At 69.4% G+C, this 18,669-nt stretch carries 21 protein-coding genes; 16 read left to right on the top strand and 5 right to left on the bottom strand.

Features of this window, described 5'->3' with window-relative positions; all coding sequences use genetic code 11:
* The first annotated feature begins 67 nt into the window (after positions 1-67).
* The 4 genes from ACOCEP_RS16415 (at position 68) to ACOCEP_RS16400 (ending at position 5,145) form a co-directional block, all read left to right on the top strand.
* A complete protein-coding gene (locus tag ACOCEP_RS16415; protein ID WP_482338167.1) occupies positions 68-1,657 on the top strand; it encodes a M28 family peptidase in 1,590 nt (529 codons plus the stop codon).
* Between the two features lie 204 nt (positions 1,658-1,861).
* Positions 1,862-2,917, top strand: coding sequence for a chitinase (locus tag ACOCEP_RS16410; RefSeq protein ID WP_465483796.1), 1,056 nt, complete (start codon positions 1,862-1,864; stop codon positions 2,915-2,917).
* Positions 2,918-3,010: 93 nt separating this feature from the next.
* Positions 3,011-4,261 (top strand): helix-turn-helix domain-containing protein, encoded by a 1,251-nt coding sequence (locus tag ACOCEP_RS16405; protein WP_482338166.1) that lies wholly within the window; start codon positions 3,011-3,013, stop codon positions 4,259-4,261.
* The gene (locus ACOCEP_RS16400; RefSeq protein WP_482338164.1) at positions 4,258-5,145 is read left to right on the top strand and encodes an aminoglycoside phosphotransferase family protein; all 888 of its coding nucleotides are present in this window, start codon (positions 4,258-4,260) and stop codon (positions 5,143-5,145) included. Before ACOCEP_RS16405 ends, ACOCEP_RS16400 begins: the two co-directional genes overlap by 4 nt.
* Here ACOCEP_RS16400 and dapE read toward each other — a convergent pair.
* Positions 5,138-6,211: a succinyl-diaminopimelate desuccinylase gene (gene dapE / locus ACOCEP_RS16395; RefSeq protein ID WP_482338163.1), complete on the bottom strand. Its 1,074-nt coding sequence runs from the start codon at positions 6,209-6,211 to the stop codon at positions 5,138-5,140. The genes ACOCEP_RS16400 and dapE overlap by 8 nt on opposite strands.
* 48 nt (positions 6,212-6,259) lie before the next feature.
* On the opposite strand from dapE, the gene ACOCEP_RS16390 reads away from it, so the two are divergent.
* The 3 genes from ACOCEP_RS16390 to ACOCEP_RS16380 all read left to right on the top strand — a co-directional run bounded on the left by ACOCEP_RS16390 (position 6,260) and on the right by ACOCEP_RS16380 (position 8,863).
* Positions 6,260-6,649: a hypothetical protein gene (locus ACOCEP_RS16390; RefSeq protein WP_482338161.1), complete on the top strand. Its 390-nt coding sequence runs from the start codon at positions 6,260-6,262 to the stop codon at positions 6,647-6,649.
* 28 nt (positions 6,650-6,677) lie between these two features.
* Entirely contained in the window at positions 6,678-7,664 is a 987-nt protein-coding gene (dapD, locus tag ACOCEP_RS16385; protein WP_482338160.1) for a 2,3,4,5-tetrahydropyridine-2,6-dicarboxylate N-succinyltransferase, read from the top strand.
* Positions 7,665-7,894: 230 nt separating this feature from the next.
* Complete coding sequence (locus ACOCEP_RS16380; RefSeq protein WP_482338158.1) at positions 7,895-8,863, top strand: CHAD domain-containing protein; 969 nt, start codon at positions 7,895-7,897, stop codon at positions 8,861-8,863.
* Here the strand turns inward: ACOCEP_RS16380 and ACOCEP_RS16375 are convergent.
* Positions 8,839-10,242 (bottom strand): FAD-dependent monooxygenase, encoded by a 1,404-nt coding sequence (locus ACOCEP_RS16375; RefSeq protein WP_482338156.1) that lies wholly within the window; start codon positions 10,240-10,242, stop codon positions 8,839-8,841. The two genes, ACOCEP_RS16380 and ACOCEP_RS16375, sit on opposite strands and share 25 nt — an antisense overlap.
* 80 nt (positions 10,243-10,322) lie before the next feature.
* Between ACOCEP_RS16375 and ACOCEP_RS16370 the strand changes: the two genes are divergently transcribed.
* Entirely contained in the window at positions 10,323-10,931 is a 609-nt protein-coding gene (locus tag ACOCEP_RS16370) for a TetR/AcrR family transcriptional regulator (protein WP_482338155.1), read from the top strand.
* 76 nt (positions 10,932-11,007) lie between these two features.
* Here ACOCEP_RS16370 and dapC read toward each other — a convergent pair whose 3' ends face one another.
* The 3 genes from dapC to ACOCEP_RS16355 form a co-directional block, all read right to left on the bottom strand.
* Complete coding sequence (gene dapC / locus ACOCEP_RS16365; RefSeq protein WP_482338154.1) at positions 11,008-12,099, bottom strand: succinyldiaminopimelate transaminase; 1,092 nt, start codon at positions 12,097-12,099, stop codon at positions 11,008-11,010.
* Positions 12,096-12,416 carry a ferredoxin gene (gene fdxA, locus ACOCEP_RS16360; RefSeq protein ID WP_016331413.1) on the bottom strand — a complete coding sequence of 107 codons (321 nt, stop codon included), beginning with the start codon at positions 12,414-12,416 and terminating at the stop codon, positions 12,096-12,098. The genes dapC and fdxA overlap by 4 nt, the downstream gene beginning before the upstream one ends.
* A 111-nt stretch (positions 12,417-12,527) precedes the next feature.
* The gene (locus ACOCEP_RS16355) at positions 12,528-12,728 is read right to left on the bottom strand and encodes a hypothetical protein (RefSeq protein ID WP_126736392.1); all 201 of its coding nucleotides are present in this window, start codon (positions 12,726-12,728) and stop codon (positions 12,528-12,530) included.
* A 53-nt stretch (positions 12,729-12,781) separates the two neighbouring features.
* Between ACOCEP_RS16355 and ACOCEP_RS16350 the strand changes: the two genes are divergently transcribed.
* The 8 genes from ACOCEP_RS16350 (at position 12,782) to ACOCEP_RS16315 (ending at position 18,658) form a co-directional block, all read left to right on the top strand.
* Entirely contained in the window at positions 12,782-13,516 is a 735-nt protein-coding gene (locus ACOCEP_RS16350; protein WP_482339738.1) for a GNAT family N-acetyltransferase, read from the top strand.
* Positions 13,513-14,508, top strand: coding sequence for a 2-phospho-L-lactate transferase (gene cofD, locus ACOCEP_RS16345; RefSeq protein ID WP_482338151.1), 996 nt, complete (start codon positions 13,513-13,515; stop codon positions 14,506-14,508). Before ACOCEP_RS16350 ends, cofD begins: the two co-directional genes overlap by 4 nt.
* Complete coding sequence (locus ACOCEP_RS16340) at positions 14,501-15,838, top strand: coenzyme F420-0:L-glutamate ligase (RefSeq protein WP_482338149.1); 1,338 nt, start codon at positions 14,501-14,503, stop codon at positions 15,836-15,838. Before cofD ends, ACOCEP_RS16340 begins: the two co-directional genes overlap by 8 nt.
* Complete coding sequence (locus tag ACOCEP_RS16335; RefSeq protein ID WP_482338147.1) at positions 15,835-16,380, top strand: NUDIX hydrolase; 546 nt, start codon at positions 15,835-15,837, stop codon at positions 16,378-16,380. Before ACOCEP_RS16340 ends, ACOCEP_RS16335 begins: the two co-directional genes overlap by 4 nt.
* Positions 16,381-16,410: 30 nt before the next feature.
* The gene (locus ACOCEP_RS16330) at positions 16,411-17,046 is read left to right on the top strand and encodes a hypothetical protein (RefSeq protein ID WP_482338145.1); all 636 of its coding nucleotides are present in this window, start codon (positions 16,411-16,413) and stop codon (positions 17,044-17,046) included.
* A 72-nt stretch (positions 17,047-17,118) separates the two neighbouring features.
* The gene (locus tag ACOCEP_RS16325) at positions 17,119-17,913 is read left to right on the top strand and encodes a hypothetical protein (protein ID WP_482338143.1); all 795 of its coding nucleotides are present in this window, start codon (positions 17,119-17,121) and stop codon (positions 17,911-17,913) included.
* Positions 17,914-17,949: 36 nt separating this feature from the next.
* Positions 17,950-18,351, top strand: a complete 402-nt coding sequence (locus ACOCEP_RS16320; protein WP_482338142.1) for a GntR family transcriptional regulator — start codon at positions 17,950-17,952, stop codon at positions 18,349-18,351.
* Between the two features lie 118 nt (positions 18,352-18,469).
* Positions 18,470-18,658, top strand: coding sequence for a hypothetical protein (locus ACOCEP_RS16315; RefSeq protein ID WP_482338141.1), 189 nt, complete (start codon positions 18,470-18,472; stop codon positions 18,656-18,658).
* The last annotated feature ends 11 nt before the right edge of the window (positions 18,659-18,669 follow it).

Raw genomic sequence — 18,669 nt, 5'->3', positions numbered from 1 at the left:
CTTGAGGGACTCAGAGTCCCTCAAGGAGGCCTTCACGGACCATCACCCCAGAAAGGAAGACCCCGGCATGAAGTGGGGAAAGCGACTAGGAGCGGCCGTCGTCGGCATGGCCGCCGTACTGGGTGTCGTCACGGCGCCCGCGCAGGCGGTCACGGCCGCCGCGGCGCCGGACATCTCGCTCGCCAACGTCAAGGCGCATTTGAGCGCGTTGCAGACCATCGCCAACCAGAACGGCGGCAACCGCGCCTCCGGCCGTCCCGGCTACCCGGCGTCGGTGTCCTATGTGGCGCAGAAGCTGCGCGACGCGGGCTACAACGTCACGCTCCAGACCTGCACGAGCTGCGCGGGTTCGAACCAGAACGTCATCGCGGAATGGCCGCAGGGTGACGCGAGCCAGGTCATCATGCTCGGCGCGCACCTCGACAGCGTCAGCGCCGGCCCCGGGATCAACGACAACGGCTCGGGTTCGGCCTCGATCCTCGAAGTCGCGCTGACCCTGGCCCGCGAGAACCCGGCGATGGCCAAGCGGGTCCGCTTCGGCTGGTGGGCCGATGAGGAGTCCGGGCTCCGCGGATCCAGGTTCTACGTCAACAGCCTGCCGCAGACCGAGCGCACGAAGATCAAGACCTACCTGAACTTCGACATGATCGGCTCGGACAACTGGGGCTACTTCGTCTATGACGACGTCGCTTCGGTCAAGGCCGTGTTCGACGAGTACTTCCGGACGATCGGCATCCAGACCGAGGGCGACACCGAGGGCGACGGCCGTTCGGACCACGCGTCGTTCAAGAGCGCGGGTATCCCGGTCGGCGGTCTCGCGACCGGCGCCGGATACACGAAGAGCGCGGCACAGCAACAGAAATGGGGCGGCACCGCCGGGCGGCCGTTCGACAGCTGCTACCACCGCGCGTGCGACACCCTGTCGAACATCCCGGACACCCCGCTGGAGAAGAACAGCGACGCGATCGCGTACGCGCTGTGGAAGCTGGCCGTCGGCACGTCGACCGGGCCCGACTTCTCGCTCGGCCTCTCGCCGTCCTCCGGCACCGTCCAAGCGGGACAGTCGACGACCGTCACGGTGAACACCGCGACGACTTCCGGTGCGGCGCAAGCGGTTTCGCTGAGCGCCAGTGGCCTCCCCGCCGGGGCGACCGCGACGTTCAACCCCGCTTCGGTGCAGTCCGGCGGCTCCTCGACGCTCACCATCGCGACGTCGGCGAGCACCCCCAGCGGCACCAGCACGATCACCGTGACCGGTGACGGGACCTCGGTGGACCGCACGGCGCAGTACACGCTCACCGTCGGCGACGTCAGCGTGCGCACGTTCACCAACGGCACCGACTTCGCGCTCAACGACTACGCGACGGTCAACAGCCCGATCACGTCCACCGCGACGGGCGCGGCGACCTCGCCGGTGAAGGTGTCGATCACCGGGACGCACACCTGCTCCGAGGATCTCCGGATCAGCCTGAAGGCCCCTGACGGCAGCACGTACTCGGTGAAGCCGACCGGTTCCCTGCCCTGTACGGATCTCGGCACCAGGACGTACTCGGTGCCCGTGACCAACGAGGCCGCTTCCGGCACTTGGACGCTCGTGCTCTACGACGCCTATGCGCAGGACACCGGCACGCTCGACAGCTGGACCATCACCGTCTGACCCCTTCGAATGGCGAGGGCCATCTCACGAGGACACCCGGCCTCGTGAGATGGCCCTCGTGCGTGAGGGGGAATTCCGGGCAACTCTTCGATATCTGGTCTAGACCACCCGATCGTCGGTAGCGTCGCACCGGCACCGCGACCTATGTTGAGCCGAACGGCCGCTTCCTGTTCGTTCAAACCGCTTTCGAGATGGGAGCTGGGTATGTTCGGTCGCGTCTCACGGCTGCTCGCAATCACCGGCGCGGCGGTACTCGCCGTCACCACCCTCGTCGCCCTGGGCTCGGCGCAGGCGTCACCCGACGCCGAGGTCTGCGCGGTCAAATCGAAGCCCGCGGGCAAGGTCCTGCAGGGCTACTGGGAGAACTGGGACGGCGCGTCGAACGGCGTCCATCCACCGCTGGGCTGGATCCCGATCACGGACGCCCGGATCAAGGCCAATGGGTACAACGTGATCAACGCGGCCTTTCCGGTCATCCTGTCCGACGGAACGGCCAAATGGGAGGATGGGATGGACGCGACTGTGAAGGTCGCGACCCCGTCCGAAATGTGCGCCGCGAAAGACGCCGGTGCGACCATTCTGATGTCCATCGGCGGCGCCACCGCGGGCATCGACCTGAATTCGGCCACCGTCGCGGACAAATTCGTCGCGACCATCGTGCCGATCCTGAAGAAGTACAACTTCGACGGGATCGACATCGACATCGAAACCGGCCTCACCGGCAGCGGGAACATCACCACGCTTTCCGCGTCGCAGAAGAACCTCATCCGCATCATCGACGGCGTCCTCGCCGCCATGCCGCCGAACTTCGGGCTCACCATGGCGCCCGAGACCGCGTACGTCACCGGCGGCAGCGTCGTCTACGGCTCGATCTGGGGCGCGTACCTGCCGATCATCAAGAAGTACGCGGACAACGGCCGGCTGTGGTGGCTGAACATGCAGTACTACAACGGAAGCATGTACGGCTGCTCCGGTGATTCGTACCAGGCCGGGACGGTCCAGGGCTTCGTCGCGCAGACCAACTGCCTCGACAAGGGCCTGGTGATCCAGGGCCAGACGATCCGCGTCCCGTACGACAAGCAGGCCCCCGGCCTGCCCGCACAGGCGGGCGCCGGCGGCGGCTACATGTCACCGAGCCTGGTTTCCCAGGCATACCGCAGCATCCCGGCGCTGAAGGGCCTGATGACCTGGTCGATCAACTGGGACGGCTCACGGAACTGGACCTTCGGGCAGAACGTGAAGTCGCTGCAGGGTCGCTGATCTCCCGTGTCGTCCGGCTGATCACGCGAGCTCACCGTGCGGAACCGGCGAACTCGCGTGATCAGGGGGCGGACTCACGTATCGTTCCCGCTCATGGGCGAGGAGGTCGGTGGACGGCTACGGCGGCTCCGCGCCGAGCGCGGCCTCACCCAGCGCGAACTCGCCGAACCGCACTACACCGCCGCGTACGTGTCGTCCGTCGAGACGGGCGCGCGGACACCCTCCGGTGACGCGATGCGCCACTTCGCCGCGCGGCTCGGCGTGGACGCCGGCGAACTGCTCGGCGTGACGTCGCCCCGCGACGACGTCCGTCTCGACCTGGACATCGCGGCCGCCGCGGCGGAATTCCTGGCGGGGAACGGTTCGGCGCCGAAGATGCGCCGGCTGGCCCAGCGGGCCGAGAAGATCGGCCGCGACCGGCAGGCCGGGCTCGCCTGGCTGTGGCTCGCGAGGTTCACCGAGGGCGACGCCAGGGCGCGGTCGGTGGCCGCCGCCGAAGCCGCGCTCACCGACGACATCCCGCCGTACCGCGAACTGGCCGCCGTGTTGCGGGCGAACGTCCTGATCGACCGGGGCGAGCCGCATCACGCGATGCACCTGCTCCGGGCCGCGCTCGACGCGAGCCTCGGCCGTCATCCGCATCCCGTGCTCCTGCTGACCCTGCACGCGTACCTCGCCGACGGGCAACTCCGTCTCGGCGAGAACGTCCAGGCCGCGCAGCACGCGGGAGCGGCACTCCGGCTGGCTCGCGGCGGGGAGATCCTGTCCGAACTCGCCGAGAACCAGCGACGGCTGGCCGAGTCCTACCTCGGCGAAGGGCGGCTGGCGGACGCCGTCGCCGCTGTGGCGGCGCTGCACGACCTGCTCCACGAACGCGCCCTGCGGCCGGTGCTGGCCCGGTGCCTGTTCGCGCGGGCGCTGAACCGGCGTGCCGACGACCTCGAAGGCGCTCTCGCGGACCTTCGCGCGTCACGCGCGGCGGCGCCCGATCACGCGGTGATGCTGGAGCTCGCCGACGTCTGCCGTGAACTCGGTCGTCTCGACGACTCCGCGGCGCTACTCTCCGAAGCAACCGAAGCCATCCCGGAGGACTCGCCGCTGTCCGCTTCACTCTCGTTCCAGCAGGGCTCACTGGCGTTGGCCCGTGGAGACCTCGAAGCAGCCGAAGCAGGCTTCGCGCATGCCATCGACGTAGCCGCGCTCCACGACACTCGTGGCGTCTTGGCCGCTTCGATCGACAAAGCGGGAGAGCTCCTTCGCGATCAGGGGCGTTTCGAAGAGGCCGCGGACCTACTGCGGCATGGACTGCTCCTTCTCGGAGCCGAGGAGGACGTTTCCCAGTGACCGAAGTGGACTTGGAAGACATCAGCGGGCGTCTGGTGAGCCGATTCGGCGCCGACGCCGACGGATGGCTCGCCGGGGTCCCCGCCCTCGCCGCGGGGCTGGCCTCCCGCTGGAGCTTCGAGCTCGGCGAGCTGTTCGAGAGCGGGGCTTCGTCCGTCGTCCTGCGCTGCCGGTGGTCCGACGGGACACCGGCGGTGCTCAAGCTCAGCCCAGATGGGGAGCTGCTGGCCAAACAGCTCGAAATGCTGCGGGTCTTCGCGCCCTCGGGCCGGGTGCCCGCCGTCCTCGCCGCCGACGCGGAAGCCGGCGCGATGGTGCTGGAGGAGGTCCGGCCGGGCACCCCGGCGGAGGACCTGCCGCTGTCGACCTTGCCGGAACGCTGGGGAGAACTGCTCACCGCGCTGCATTCCGTCGCCCCGCCCGCGGGCTGGCCGTGGAGCCTGCGCGGCCGGTTCGAGGAGTCTTTCGCCCGGATCGGCAAGCGGATCACCGAACCGGCCATCGCCGCCAAGATCGGCCCGGACATCTGGCGGCTGGCGATCGAGCGCTGCGAGAAGCTGCTGGACACGCAGGCCGGCGTCGTGCTGCTCCACGGCGATCTGCATCTCGGCAACGCCTTGGACGGCGGCTCGCGCGGCCTGATCGCGATCGATCCGAAGGCGTGCGTGGGTGATCCGTGCTTCGATGCCGTCGACTACGTGGTGAGCGGCGCCGGGCACGAGGGGGTCGAGGCTCGTTGCCGTTCGGTGGCGAACGCGTGCGGCCTCGACGAGGAGAGGTTGTACACCTGGAGCCGCGTCGTCGCGCCGATGTTCGCCATCTCGCACTTGACCTATGGCGGCCCGGAGCAGGCCCTCGGCGAATGGCTCGCCCTGGCTAGCTGAGGAACTCGCGCAGTACCGCGGCGACCTGCCGGATCTCACCCGCGCGCACGTTCTCCTGGCGGGTGTGCGCCAGCGTCGGGTCGCCGGGGCCGAAGTTCACCGCCGGAATCCCGAGAGCCGCGAAGCGCGCGACGTCGGTCCAGCCCAGCTTCGCGACCGCCTTGCCCCCGGCCGCGGCGACCAGCTCGGCCGCGGCGGGAGCGCTCAGCCCGGGCAGCGCACCAGGTGACAAGTCGACAATCTCGACGTCGTAACCCTCGAAGACCTCGCGAAGGTGCGCCTCGGCCTGTTCGCCGCTCCGGTCGGGCGCGAACCGGTGATTGATCGTGAGCACGGCCTCGTCCGGGACGACGTTGCCCGCGACGCCGCCGCCGATCTTCGTGGCCTGCAAGCCTTCGCGGTAGGTCAGGCCGTCGATGTCGACCACGCGCGGCGTGTACTCGGCCAGCCTGCGCAGCGGTTCGGCGAGGCCGTGGATGGCGTTGACGCCCATCCAGCCGCGCGCGGTGTGCGCACGGGCGCCTTCGACGCGGATCTCGATCCGCATCGTTCCCTGGCAGCCGCCTTCGATCCCGCCGTTCGACGGCTCACCGAGGATCGCGAGGTCGGCCCGCAGCCACTCGGGCAGCTCGCGCTCGATGCGCCCGAGACCGTTCTTCGTCGCTTCGATCTCTTCGCAGTCGTAGAACACGAAGGTGATGTCGTGCCTCGGCTCCCGGAGAGCGGCGGCGAGGTGCAGGAAGACGGCGTCGCCGCTCTTCATGTCGACGGTGCCCAGACCGTGCAGGATCTCGTCGTCACCGGTCCCCTCACGGCGCACCGGCAGGTTCTCGTTGACCGGAACGGTGTCGAGATGCCCGGCCAGCAGCACCCGCGAGGGGCGGCCGAGGTTCGTGCGGGCGAGGACCGCGTCACCGTTGCGGATCACCTCGAGATGCGGCGCCTGCTCCTGGAGCGCGGCCTGCACGGTGTCCGCGATCACCTTCTCCTGCTCCGAGACGCTGAAAATGTCCACCAGCGCGGCGGTGAGGTCGACGGGATCGGCGTGCAAGTCGAGCGAAGGCATGCCCGCACCGTACCGCCGGGGGCCCGCGACTACCGTGGAGGAGTGCGCATGCGAACGATCTTGGTCGCCCTCCTCCTGGTGCTCAGCGGGTGCGGATCGAGCGAAGTCCCGGTGAAGGTCCGGCCGACCCAGGACACGGGGCCGGACGTGCTGCCGATCAAGCTCAAGGCACTGACCACCGACCAGTGCTATCTGGCGCCGGGGACCGAATCGCCCAAGAGCTGCCAGAAGTACGTGACCGAACTCGCCAGCGCCGCGGGCACCGTCCGCAAGCGTCGCCCGGACCTCTCGTCGCACGCCGACGTCCTCGATCGCCCGATCGCCGCCTACCGCACCGCGAACTGCCAGAACCAGGACGCCGCCGGTGGGCCGTGCGGCCAGGCGCTCAACGACATGGCGACGGCGCTGACCAGTGTGAAGAGCCTCGTCGGCGGCTGAGGAGGGTCACTGGGTTACCGTTCAGGTCGTGAGCGAGCAGACCCCTGACCCCGAAACGACCGGCGCCACCGGCGTCGGACTGGCCACCGTCACGACCGACGGCACGGTACTGGACACCTGGTTCCCGCTGCCCAAGCTGACCGACGGCACCGATGGCAAGGCCGGCACGGTACGGCTGACCGCCGAAGAGGCCTCCGAGGCCCTCGGCGAGGCCGCGGCCGCCCAGCTCGGCCCGGACACCGATCGCGGTGTCGAGGTCGTCGCGGTCCGCACGACCATCGCCCGGCTCGCCGACGCCCCCGGTGACACGCACGACGTCTACCTGCGGCTTCACCTGCTGTCGCACCGGCTGATCCGGCCGCACGGCGCGAGCCTCGACGGCATCTTCGGCCTGCTGGCGAACGTCGTGTGGACCAACCACGGGCCGTGCCCCGTCGAAGGCTTCGAAGCGACCCGGCTGCGGCTTCGGGCGCGCGGCAACGTCACCGTGTACGGCGTCGACAAGTTCCCGCGGATGGTGGACTACGTCGTGCCGGCCGGCGTCCGGATCGCCGACGCCGACCGCGCCCGGCTCGGCGCGCACCTGGCCAACGGCACCACGGTCATGCACGAGGGCTTCATCAACTTCAACGCCGGCACGCTCGGCGCCTCGATGGTCGAAGGCCGGATCTCGGCGGGCGTCGTGGTCGGCGACGGCTCCGACGTCGGCGGCGGCGCGTCGATCATGGGCACGCTGTCCGGCGGTGGCAAGGAGACCATCTCGATCGGCGAGCGCTGCCTGATCGGCGCGAACGGCGGCGTCGGCATCTCGCTCGGCGACGACTCGGTCGTCGAAGCGGGCCTGTACGTCACGGCCGGCACGAAGGTGACCTTCGAGGGCAAGGTCGTGAAGGCGCTGGAGCTGTCCGGCATCTCGGGCGCGGTGTTCCGGCGGAACTCCGGGACCGGCGCCGTCGAGGTCGTCGCGCGCACCGGCGTCGGCATCGAGCTGAACGCGGCCCTGCACGCCAACTGACCTGCGAAAAGAGAGCAAGGGACCTTTGCTACCGCCTGGGGTCTCTCGGGTGTCGCGAAAGCCACTTTCGCGACGTCTGACGTCCCGAAAGTGGCTTTCGCGACATCCTCGGCTGCACCAAAAGAGAGCAAGGGACCTTTGCTACCACTCTCCCCCGGAGGGCGGTAGCAAAGGTCCCTTGCTTCTCTCACGGCCTGGACCACCTTGCCGGTTCACCTAGAATTCATCTTGTGACAGCCGAGACCCTGCCGCGCAAGAACGTCCCTTCGACAACTCCGGCCGCGCTCGGGCTCGGCGACCGTCCCGCGAAAGCCGGGCCGGACGATCCGGCGGCCACCCACGTCCGGGTCAAACTCGACGTCGAGATCCGCGCGCTCCTCGCGCACGAACCGGGCACCAAATCCGGCGCCGACCCCGAAGATCTCCACCAGATGCGGGTCGCGCTGCGCCGCATGCGGAGCGTCCTCAAGCTCTCGGGCCGTCTCGTCGGCCCGGACGCCGAGACGGTGCGCGCCGAGCTCGGCTGGCTCGGCCAGTCCCTCGGCGACGTCCGCGACTACGACGTCCTGATCGGGCACCTCCGTGAGGTCGTCGCCGAATTCGAAGTGCGCGACCAGCCGGCCGCGCGCCGTCTGGTGTCGAAGTTCGTCACCGAGCGCGGCGTCGCGAAGCGGCGGCTCACCCGCGCGCTCGCCAGCCCCCGGTACGCCTCGATGCTCCAGGACATCGGCCGCCTCGCCCGGCAGCCCGCCACCGAAGAAGCCGCCGAAAGTCCCCAGACCTCGGCCGATCTTGTCGCTGGCCTCGCGAAGCCACATCGGAAGCTCGCCAAGGCTGTGAAGGCCCTTCCCGCCGATCCACCGGACGACGACCTTCACGCGCTTCGCATCTACGGCAAGAAACTCCGCTACGCCGCCGAGATGGCCAAGCCCGCCGCGAAGAAGAAGCAGGCGGAACGGATTCAGCGGTTGATCAAGGCCACGAAGAACTTCCAGACCGTCCTCGGGGACCACCAGGACGCCTGCGTCGCCGCCGACCGGATGCACAGTGTGGTGGCCTCCGTCGACCCCGAGGTCGCGTTCATCGCGGGCCGGATCGCGGAGAAGGAGCTGCTGCGCCGAGCCGAGGTCCGTGCCGTGTGGCGCGACGTCTGGGCCGAAGTCGACCAGGCCGCTCAGGCGGTGAGCGCGCGGACATAGCCGTCCGGACGGATCAGCACCTGCCGCCCGTTCCCGGCTTCGTATGCGGCGAAGGCATGCCCGCCGACGTCCTCGAAATCAGTGTCGGACAGCGCGCTGCCCGCGGGCAGGATCCGCCGCGCGCCTTCGGGCGCCGGACCGTCGCCGAACACCAGCACCGTCGCCTGCGGGCCGCGCAGCAGCTCGAACAGCCGGACGGACTTGCCGTTCGCGTCCTTCAGCGGCGCGTCCGGCGCCCGGTCTCCGGCCCGGATCCGGCCGGTGGACGCGGGCGCGAGCGGACCACCGCGATACCCGATGTCGAGCTGACGCGTGTTCTCCCCGCGCTCGTGCGCGTCGTCCGCGCCTTCCTTGTACTTCTCCAGGATTTCGGTGCTGATCTTCAACACCCGCGCGGCGACTCCACGCCTTTCGGGCTCGTAGCTGTCGAGCAGTTCCGGTGACCCGTCGGCGAGCTTCCAGCCCAGGTTGTACGCGTCCTGGACGCCGGTGTTGAGCCCCTGCCCTCCGGTCGGCGGGTGGACGTGCGCCGCGTCGCCGGCGAGGAACACTCGACCGTCACGGAACCGCTCGGCGAGCCGGATGTTGGGCCGCCACACCGTCGACCAGGCGAGGTCGTGCAGCCGGACCCCGCCGCCGGACAGCTCGTCGAGCCGGGCCTGCAACGTATCGAGCGACGCCTCGACCTCCTCCTCGCCCAGCGGCGCGCCGAACTGGAAGTGCGGCACCCCGGGCAGCGGCGTGAGCACGATCCCCGACATCGGATCCTCGGGCTTCGCGAACCAATGCCCGTACGCGCGATCGAGCCCCTCGGCCTGGACATCGCCGAGCAGCATGCGGACCGACTCGTCGGTGGCGCCCTCGAACGCGATCCCCAACGCCTTGCGTACGAAACTCTTTCCGCCGTCGGCGCCGACGAGGTAGTCGACCCGCACCCGCTCGCCCGGCAGCTCGGCCGTCACCCCTCCGGTGTCCTGCTCGAAGCCGAGCAACGGCGTACCGAGCTCGACCTGGACGCCGAACTCGGCGAGCCTGTCGCGCAGGATCCCTTCGGTCCGGGACTGGCCGAGGAAGAACCCGTTCGGATACGGCACGTCCGGGGTCGGCTCGGCGAGCTCGGCCATCCAGCGCTCGCCGACGACCTCGCCGCCCAGATGGATCTTCATCGCGACGGGCGGCTGCCCGGCGGCCAGCACCGCGTCCAGCACGCCGAGATCCTCGAAGACCTCCAGCGTGCGCGGTTGCAGCCCATCACCGCGCGAGCCCTCGAAGAACGTCTCGGCCTTCTCCACGATCCGCACGCCGACACCGCGGCGCGCGAGATCGATGGCCAGCGTGAGCCCGGTCGGCCCGGCGCCCGCGATCAGTACCTCGGCCATCGTCCCCTCCAATGAATTATGATTCAGTGAATTCGGATTCAGTTTGACCGTTGCTAGCCTTCCTTGTCAAGGAGGTGCCGATGACGGCGACGAGCCGCAAGGAGAAGGCGGCGGAAACCGAGGCCGCGCTCAAGGAGGCGGCGAAGCGCGTCTTCGCGGCGAAGGGGTACCTGAACACCAAGATCACCGACATCACGTCGGAGGCCGGGCGCGCGGCGGGTTCGTTCTACAACCACTTCACGAGCAAGGAAGAACTGCTCGAAGCGCTCCTCGACGACCTCGCGGCGGAGAGCGACGTCAACGCGACCTCACCGGAGCACATACCCGACTTCACCGACCCGCAAGCCGTGCGCTGGCACGTCTGCGAGTACTGGAACTTCCACCGCGACAACGCCGCGACGATGCTCGCGCTGCGCCAGGCCGCGATGGTCAGCGACGAGTTCGCGCGCACCTACGCGCGCTTCGGCGCCGCCCAGGCGGCAGATCTCCTGGACCACCTCGGGTACATCACCGCGGCGGGCATGGAGCTGCCGGCGTCGGAGCAGGTCACGCTCGCGATGATGGCCGAACTGGTCAACGGTTTCGCGCACACGTGGCTGCTCGACCCCTCGGCGATCTCCGAAGAAGAAGCCGTCGAGGCACTGACGCGCTTCGTCTACCGGGGTTTCACCGGTCGCGACGTGCCATGAACGGTCCTTTCCTTGCAAATTTCGCAAGGAAAGGACCGTTCCTAGCACGCGATGGGGCGCACGAAACGCGCCGAAATCAGGCGGTGAGCCGCTCCACAGCCGCGTCGATCCGCTCGTCCGTGGCGGTCAAGGCGATCCGGACGTGCCGCCCACCGGTCGGCCCGTAGAACGTCCCCGGCGCGGCGAGGATGCCGCGCTCGGCCAGCCAGTCGACCGTGTCGAGCGCGGATTCGCCGCGCGTGGACCAGAGATACAGCCCGGCCTCGGAATGCGAGATCTCGAAACCGCTGTCCAGCAACGCCTTCCGCAGCACCAGCCGACGGCGCGCGTAGCGTTCCCGTTGCGCGGCAAGCGCTTCGTCGTCCTTCAGCGCGGCGACCATGGCCTCCTGCACCGGCCGCGGCACGATCAGCCCCGAATGCTTGCGGATCTCCAGCAGCCCGGCGACGAGCTTCGGGTCACCGGTGACGAAACCGGCGCGGTAGCTGGCGAGGTTCGCCGACTTCGACAGCGAGTGGACGGCCAGCAGGCCGTCGAGGGAGCCACCGCACACGGACGGGTGCAGGATCGACACGGGCTCGTCTTCCCAGCCCAGCGCCAGATAGCACTCGTCGGAGACCACTACGACGCCGCGTTCACGCGCCCACTCGACGACTTTGCGCAGGTGGTCGACACCGAGCACGCGCCCGGTCGGGTTGGACGGCGAGTTGATCCACAGCATCGCGGGCCGCTGCGGGCCGACCGCGACAGTGCTGTCCGCGCGCAGCAGGGAAGCGCCCGCCAGCAGCACGCCGACCTCGTAGGTCGGGTACGCCACCTCGGGGATGACGATGAGGTCGCCGGGGCCGAACCCCAGCTGCCGCGGCAGCGAAGCGACCAGTTCCTTCGAACCGATCGTCGGCAGCACGGCCGCCTCGGGAATCCCCTCGATGCCGTGCCGCCGCGAAAGCGCCTCGATCGCGGCGGCCCTGAGCTCGGGAATCCCGTGCGTGGTCGGGTACCCCGGGATCTCCGACACGGACGCGAGCGCCGCGCGGATGCTCTCGGGGACCGGGTCCACCGGCGTGCCGATCGACAGGTCGACGAGGCCGCCGGGGTGCGCCTGGGCCTTCGCCTTCGCCTCGGCGAGGGAATCCCAGGGGAAATCGGGAAGAGCGACCCGGCTCATTCGCCCTGCGGGGGAAGAGCCTTGATGAAGGCGGGGTCGTGACTGGTCTTGCCGACCTTGGAGGCGCCACCGGGCGAGCCGAGCTCGTCGAAGAAGTCGACGTTGGCCTTGGTGTAGTCGTTCCACTCGTCGGGGACGTCGTCCTCGTAGTAGATCGCCTCGACGGGGCAGACCGGCTCGCAGGCACCGCAGTCGACGCATTCGTCCGGGTGGATGTACAGCATGCGGTCACCCTCGTAGATGCAATCCACGGGGCACTCGTCGATACACGCCTTGTCGAGCACGTCGACGCAGGGCTCGGCGATCACGTAGGTCACTGCGTACTCCTGCTTTATCTCTGCTTCACCAGTCTGCAACGGACATTACGCGCCCACGGGCGCGACCGGCCCGCTTAGGCCACCCTTATCGCCAACCCCGGGTATGGGCTTTCAGCGGTCTTTCCGGCGCGGCGGCGGAGTGGCCCTGCTGTCCCCGGTGATGACGAACTTCGGCGCGGCGGGCTTGGCCGCCACTGCGTCCTTCTCGTCCTTCTCGACGGCCTTTTCCGCGCCCAACGCCCGGTTGAAGCCGTCCGAGATCTCGCGGACGAGGTCTTCGTTGTGCCTGTCGTCCTTGCGCGCGATGCTCATCGGGGTCCCTCCACTGCCTTCCTTGGCACAATCTAACCGTGAACAGTGCGGAAATGCTCGAGCTCACCTGTAGCCGGGCTTGGCCTCCCCTGCTGGAGAGCCGGATCGGCGACTGGCGGCTCCGCTGGGCGGACGGGTTCACCGCCCGGGCCAACAGCGCCCTGGCGATCGGTGACCCGGGAAAACCGCTGCCAGAGGCCCTGCGGGCGGTCTGTGACTTCGCCCACGATCATGCCATCCCGCCGGTCGTTCAGGTGATCCAGAACACGTCTTTGGAGGATGCCATCGCCGCCTGCGGCTGGGTCCAGTATGTGGAACATCGGCCCGCGCACGAGGTTCGCGTGCTGACCGGCCCGCTTCCGCGAGGGACCTCGGTGGGAGCGGCGATTCTCGACGAACCGACGTCCGGATGGTGGGAACTGACGGCGGACGGCGCGGATCCGGCGGAAGCGCCACGGCACGTCCTCGGCACCGGCAAGGTCGGCTTCGGCCTCGTGGAACTGGACGGTGTCACAGCCGGCGCGGTTCGGGGAGCGATCGTCGGCGAGTGGCTGCACATCGCCCGGTTGGCGGTACGGCCGGAGTTCCGGCGGCGAGGGCTGGCGCGCGGGCTGATGAACGCCGTGGGCGGCTGGGGTGCCGCTCAGGGCGCGACCGGGATGGTGCTGCAGGTCGCCATGGCGAACTCCGGCGCGCTGAAGCTGTACGAAAGCCTGGGCTGTACGGAGCACCACAGGTACCGCTACTGGGCCCCGGCTCCGGGGGCGTGCGAGGATCGCCCGTCGTGAAGGTCGTCATTTTGGTCGGCGGAGTGGGCGGGGCCCGCTTCCTGCTGGGGGTCAAGCAAGCACTGGGTCTGCCCGCGAGGGGTTCCGCGCCGGAATCGCCGCACGAGATGACCGCGCTGGTGAACACCGGGGACGACGTGTGGATGCACGGTCTGCGCATCTGCCCGGACCTGGACACCTGCATGTACACCCTCGGCGGGGGGATCGACGAAGAGCGCGGCTGGGGCCATTCCGGGGAGACCTGGACGGTCAAGGAGGAGCTCGCCGCGTACGGCGCCGAGCCGACCTGGTTCGGGCTGGGCGACAAGGACATCGCGACGCATCTGATCCGTTCGCGGATGCTGCGCGCGGGCTATCCGCTCTCGCAGGTCACCGAGGCGCTGTGCGATCGCTGGCAGCCGGGCGTGCGCCTGCTGCCGATGTCCGACGACCGCGTGGAAACGCATGTCGTGATCGACGATCCGGAAGATCCGGGCCAGCGCAAGGCGATCCATTTCCAAGAGTGGTGGGTGCGCTACCGCGCCGAGCCGAAGGCGCATTCGATCGTCGCCGTCGGCGCCGACGAGGCCAAACCGGCGCCGGGCGTGCTCGACGCGATCGCGGCCGCCGACCTCGTGCTGTTCGCGCCGTCCAATCCGGTGGTCTCGGTGGGCACGACGCTCGGCGTCCCCGGAATCCGCGACGCGCTGCGGAAGACACGCGCCAAGGTCGTCGGTGTCTCGCCGATCATCGGCGGGAAGCCGTTGCGCGGGATGGCCGACGCGTGCCTGAGCGCGATCGGCGTGGAGACCTCGGCCGAAGCCGTCGGACGGCATTACGGCTCCCGCAAGGAATCCGACGGTGTCCTCGACGGCTGGCTGGTCTCCGAAGGGGAGACCGTCGACGTGCCGGGGGTCGCCGTCCGCGACGTACCGCTGCTGATGTCCGATGTGGACGCTACGGCCGCCATGGTGCGCGCGGCCTTCGATCTGGCTGGAGTTTCCGTTGAGTGACCACGCTTCGGCGAAGATCGAGATCCTGCCGGTCGGCGGCCTGCCGGAGTTCCGGCCCGGCGACGACCTGACCGGCGCCATCGTCGGCGCGGCCCCGTGGCTGCGCTCGGGAGACGTCCTGGTCGTCACGAGCAAGATCGTCTCCAAGACCGAGGGCATGCTGATCCGCGTCCCCACCGATCCTGAGGAACGCGACGCCGCCCGGCGCAAGCTCGTCGAGGAGGAGTCCGTCCGGGTGATCGCGCGGATCAACCGGACGGTGATCACCGAGAACAAGCTCGGCATCGTGCAGGCCGCGTCCGGCGTGGACGCGTCGAACGTGGCCTCCGGTGAGGTCGCGCTCCTGCCGTCCGATCCGGACGCTTCCGCGCTCGCGCTGCGGAACGGGCTGCGTGAACGGCTCGGCGTCGAGGTCGCCGTCGTGGTCACCGACACGATGGGCCGCGCGTGGCGGGTCGGGCAGACCGACGCCGCGATCGGCGCGTCCGGTCTGCGGGTGCTGCATTCCTACGCGGGCGAGGTCGACGGCCAGGGCAACGAACTCGCCGTCACCGAGGTGGCGATCGCCGACGAACTCGCCGCCGCGGCGGATCTGGTGAAGGGCAAGCTCGGCGGGACGCCGGTCGCCGTCGTGCGCGGCCTCCAGCTCACCGACGACGGCTCGACCGCCCGTAAACTGCTCCGGCCGGTCGAGGAGGACCTGTTCCGCCTCGGTACCAACGAATCCATCGCGCAGGGCCGCCGTGAAGCCGTGCTCGCGCGGCGTTCGATCCGGTCGTTCACCGACGATCCGGTCGATCCCGAGGTGCTGCGCCGCGCGGTCGGAACCGCGCTGACCGCGCCCGCGCCGCACCACACGAAGCCGGTCCGGTTCGTGTGGCTGCGCGAGGAAGGCTTGCGCCGCCAGCTTCTCGACGCGATGAAGGCGTCGTGGCAGGCGGATCTCGAAGGCGACGGCTTCACGCCCGGGCAGGTCGCGAAACGGCTCGGCCGCGGCGACATCCTGTACAACGCGCCCGAGGTCGTGGTGCCGTTCCTCGTCGCCGAGGGCGCGCACACCTATCGGGACGAGCGCCGGAACGCTTGTGAGCACACGATGTTCACCGTCGCCGGCGGCGCGGCGGTGCAGGGCCTGCTGGTCGCGCTCGCCGCCGAAGACCTCGGCTCGTGCTGGATCGGGTCGACCATCTTCGCGGCGGACGTCGTGCGCGACGTGCTCGGCCTCGACGAGCGCTGGGAACCGCTCGGCGCCGTCGCGATCGGGCATCCCGCCGCGCTCCCGCCCGCGCGCGGTTCCGTCGAACCCGGTGAAGGACTTCTCGAACTGTGACCCTGCATGACGACGTCGTGTCCACTTTGTCCGGTTGGCGACCGGTGGACGCGACCCAGGAATCCTTACGCCAGGCCTATCTCGGCTTCCTCGCCGCCCGCGACGACGTCTGCCTTCGCGAATGCGCGGCCGGGCACATCACCGCGTCGGCCGTCCTCCTCGACGCCGACGCGGAACACGTGCTCCTCACCCTGCATCCGCGAGTCGGCCGCTGGCTGCAGCTCGGCGGGCACTGCGAACCCGGCGACGCGACGCTCGCGGACGCCGCTCTCCGTGAGGCACGAGAGGAATCCGGTATCGAGGACCTCGTCATCGACCCGGCGCCGGTGCATCTCGACGTCCACCCGATCACGTGCTCGCTCGGCGTGCCGACCCGGCATTTCGACGTGCGTTTCGTGGTGCGCGCACCCCGGGGAGCACAACCGGTCCAAAGCGACGAATCGGACGATCTTCGTTGGTGGCCGGTGGATTCCCTGCCGAAAGGGTCGGAAGATCTCGCCGAACTGATGGAAGCCGCCGTACCCGCGACGTCCGGCCGTTAGGGTGTCGGCTGACGTTCTTAAGGGGGAATGATGCTGACGACGCTGACGCCATACCTGGACCGGGTCCGGGTGCACAGCAGCGGTGACGGTGACGGTTTCGGCTGGTTTCTGCTGATCCTGGCGATCATCGTCATCATCATCGTGATCGTGGTGATCATCGTGAAGGTCAACCAGGCGAAGAAGCCGCCGATGACCTTCCCCCAGAACCCGAACTTCGGCGGTGGCGGCCCGGCCCCCGGTTTCCCGCCGCCTCCCCCGCCCGGCGGTGGCCCCGCCCCGCAGGGCAACTGGCAGCAGCAGCCCGGTTTCCCGCCGCCTCAGCCCGGCTACGGCCAGGCGCCCGGTTTCCCGCCGCCCCCGGCCCCCGTTCCGGCGGGTTTCGCGCCCCCGCCCGGCGCCCCTGCGCCCAACCCATTCGCCGGGGCCCAGCCGCCCATGCCCGGTTTTCCGCCGCCTGCTCCGCAGGCCGGACCGCCGATCGACCCGAACGCGGACCGCACCCAGGTCGTGTCCCCTCAGCAGCAGGCGGCCGCCGACCGCACTCAGGTGGTCTCCCCCGCCGGCGCCGACCGCACTCAGGTCGTCTCGCCGGCGGGCGGCGACCGGACACAGGTGGTGCCAGGCGGCAACGGTGACGCCACCCAGGTCGTCCCACCCGCTCGCTAGCCCCGCTTGCTTTTGTGTCACTGATTGTGTCATCATGGCGATACGATCGCTGACACAAAGGGGGGCGGCACAGTGGTGGAACTCAGCGAATCCCAGCAGTTTCAGCTGACCAGGATGAAGCTGCGCAGCCGGATCAGAGGGCAGACGGTCGCCGTGGCGGTGGTTCTTTTCGCGGCGACCTGGGGAACCTGGTTCCTGCTGAGCCAGGAGTTCGTCGTACGGAGTTCGGGCGCCGCGGCGGAGGTTTTGTCGCGCCGGAGGGCAGGCTGGCCGGAGTTCTCCGAATCGGGAGCGTTGATCGCGGTTCTGGTGAGCTTCGCCGTGCTGGCCGGGCTCATCTCGTGGACCTTCCAGCGAATACGGAAGGCGGAAAAGCGGCTGGCAAGGTCCCTGCCGCGCCGGATCGCGCACGGGAAAAAGCTGGGCGTCCTCGACGTGGCCGGTGCCGGCCCGGTCGTGCTGTGGCTGCTCAGCACGGTCGGCGGGATCGCCATCGGCCTGGGCATCGGACTGCTCGCGGAGCCCATCGAAACCCGGCTGGCCGGCTTCACCTACGCGGCGGGCATCGTCGTCCTCGGCGGGCTGTCTCTCGTCCTCGTCCGTCAAGTGATCGAGCAGCCCGCACTGGCCGACGACGAACTTTCCCTGCGCACGGACGACGCGCTCCGCCGGAAGGACGGGCAGCTGGCCCTGCTGCCCGCCGGGATCTACCTCGCGCTCCCCATGACCACCGCGGTGCCGGAATTCGCCGGGCTGTTCTGGGGGTTCCTCCTGGGAGCCGCGGCGGTCACCCTGGTCGCCGTACTGGCGGCCCGGATCCGCCAGCCGCATCGGCCCCCATCGGCGCCGCCGAGCACGGTGCTCTGATCAAGCCCGCCGACAAAGAGACCCCTGGAGCACGAAGTGATCGTCAGCGTCGACACCAACTCACCGGTCCCCCCGTACGAACAGGTACGAGCGGCCTTCGCCGCACAGATCACGGACCGGACGCTGTCCGTGGGAACGAAACTACCGACGGTCCGCAAACTGGCCGAGGATCTCGGTATCGCGCCCAATACGGTCGCCAAGGCCTACCGCGAACTGGAAGAGGCCGGCCTGATCGAAACCCGCGGCCGGGCAGGCACCTTCGTCGGGGACTCTGGCGACCAGAACCGGAAACTGGCGCAGAAGGCAGCCTCCGAGTACGCGGCGATCACCCGCAAGCTGGGGCTGAGCCAAGGCGAAGCGATCGCCATCGTGAACGCCGCACTGGCCGCGAACGTCACGGCATACCGCACGCGGCTGCAGGAACGCCCCGCCCATTGAGCACCGTTGCCACCTCTGCCACCTCCGGAGACACCGCGGCCGGGACGGTTCGAGGCGGCACGGCGAGCCGACCGGCCGCCGCCGGGCCGGTGACCGGATCGCCGGTTAGGCTCACGGCATGGTCTTCCTCTTGGTACTGGTGGTCGGCGCCCTGATCCTGGCCGGGATCGGCGTCGGGATCTACTTCCTCGTGAAGTCGAACAGCAAGCCGCAGCCGCCCGCTCTCCCGTACCACCAGTACCCGCCCCAGCAGCCGCAGTACCCGAGCCAGCAGCAGCCCTACCCGCCGCAGGGCTGGGGTAACTGACAACCGCGTCT

The organism is Amycolatopsis sp. CA-211722, assembly GCF_056828465.1.
Note: the sequence above shows the minus strand (reverse complement) of the source record. Positions and strands in the feature narration are given on the sequence as shown.

Coding starts and splice junctions, on each gene's coding strand:
- ACOCEP_RS16415 (WP_482338167.1), top strand. CDS start 68: ATGAAGTGGGGAAAGCGACTAGGAGCGGCCGTCGTCGGCATGGCCGCC.
- ACOCEP_RS16410 (WP_465483796.1), top strand. CDS start 1,862: ATGTTCGGTCGCGTCTCACGGCTGCTCGCAATCACCGGCGCGGCGGTA.
- ACOCEP_RS16405 (WP_482338166.1), top strand. CDS start 3,011: ATGGGCGAGGAGGTCGGTGGACGGCTACGGCGGCTCCGCGCCGAGCGC.
- dapE (WP_482338163.1), bottom strand. CDS start 6,211: ATGCCTTCGCTCGACTTGCACGCCGATCCCGTCGACCTCACCGCCGCG.
- ACOCEP_RS16390 (WP_482338161.1), top strand. CDS start 6,260: ATGCGAACGATCTTGGTCGCCCTCCTCCTGGTGCTCAGCGGGTGCGGA.
- ACOCEP_RS16375 (WP_482338156.1), bottom strand. CDS start 10,242: ATGGCCGAGGTACTGATCGCGGGCGCCGGGCCGACCGGGCTCACGCTG.
- ACOCEP_RS16370 (WP_482338155.1), top strand. CDS start 10,323: ATGACGGCGACGAGCCGCAAGGAGAAGGCGGCGGAAACCGAGGCCGCG.
- dapC (WP_482338154.1), bottom strand. CDS start 12,099: ATGAGCCGGGTCGCTCTTCCCGATTTCCCCTGGGATTCCCTCGCCGAG.
- ACOCEP_RS16355 (WP_126736392.1), bottom strand. CDS start 12,728: ATGAGCATCGCGCGCAAGGACGACAGGCACAACGAAGACCTCGTCCGC.
- ACOCEP_RS16350 (WP_482339738.1), top strand. CDS start 12,782: ATGCTCGAGCTCACCTGTAGCCGGGCTTGGCCTCCCCTGCTGGAGAGC.
- ACOCEP_RS16330 (WP_482338145.1), top strand. CDS start 16,411: ATGCTGACGACGCTGACGCCATACCTGGACCGGGTCCGGGTGCACAGC.
- ACOCEP_RS16315 (WP_482338141.1), top strand. CDS start 18,470: ATGGTCTTCCTCTTGGTACTGGTGGTCGGCGCCCTGATCCTGGCCGGG.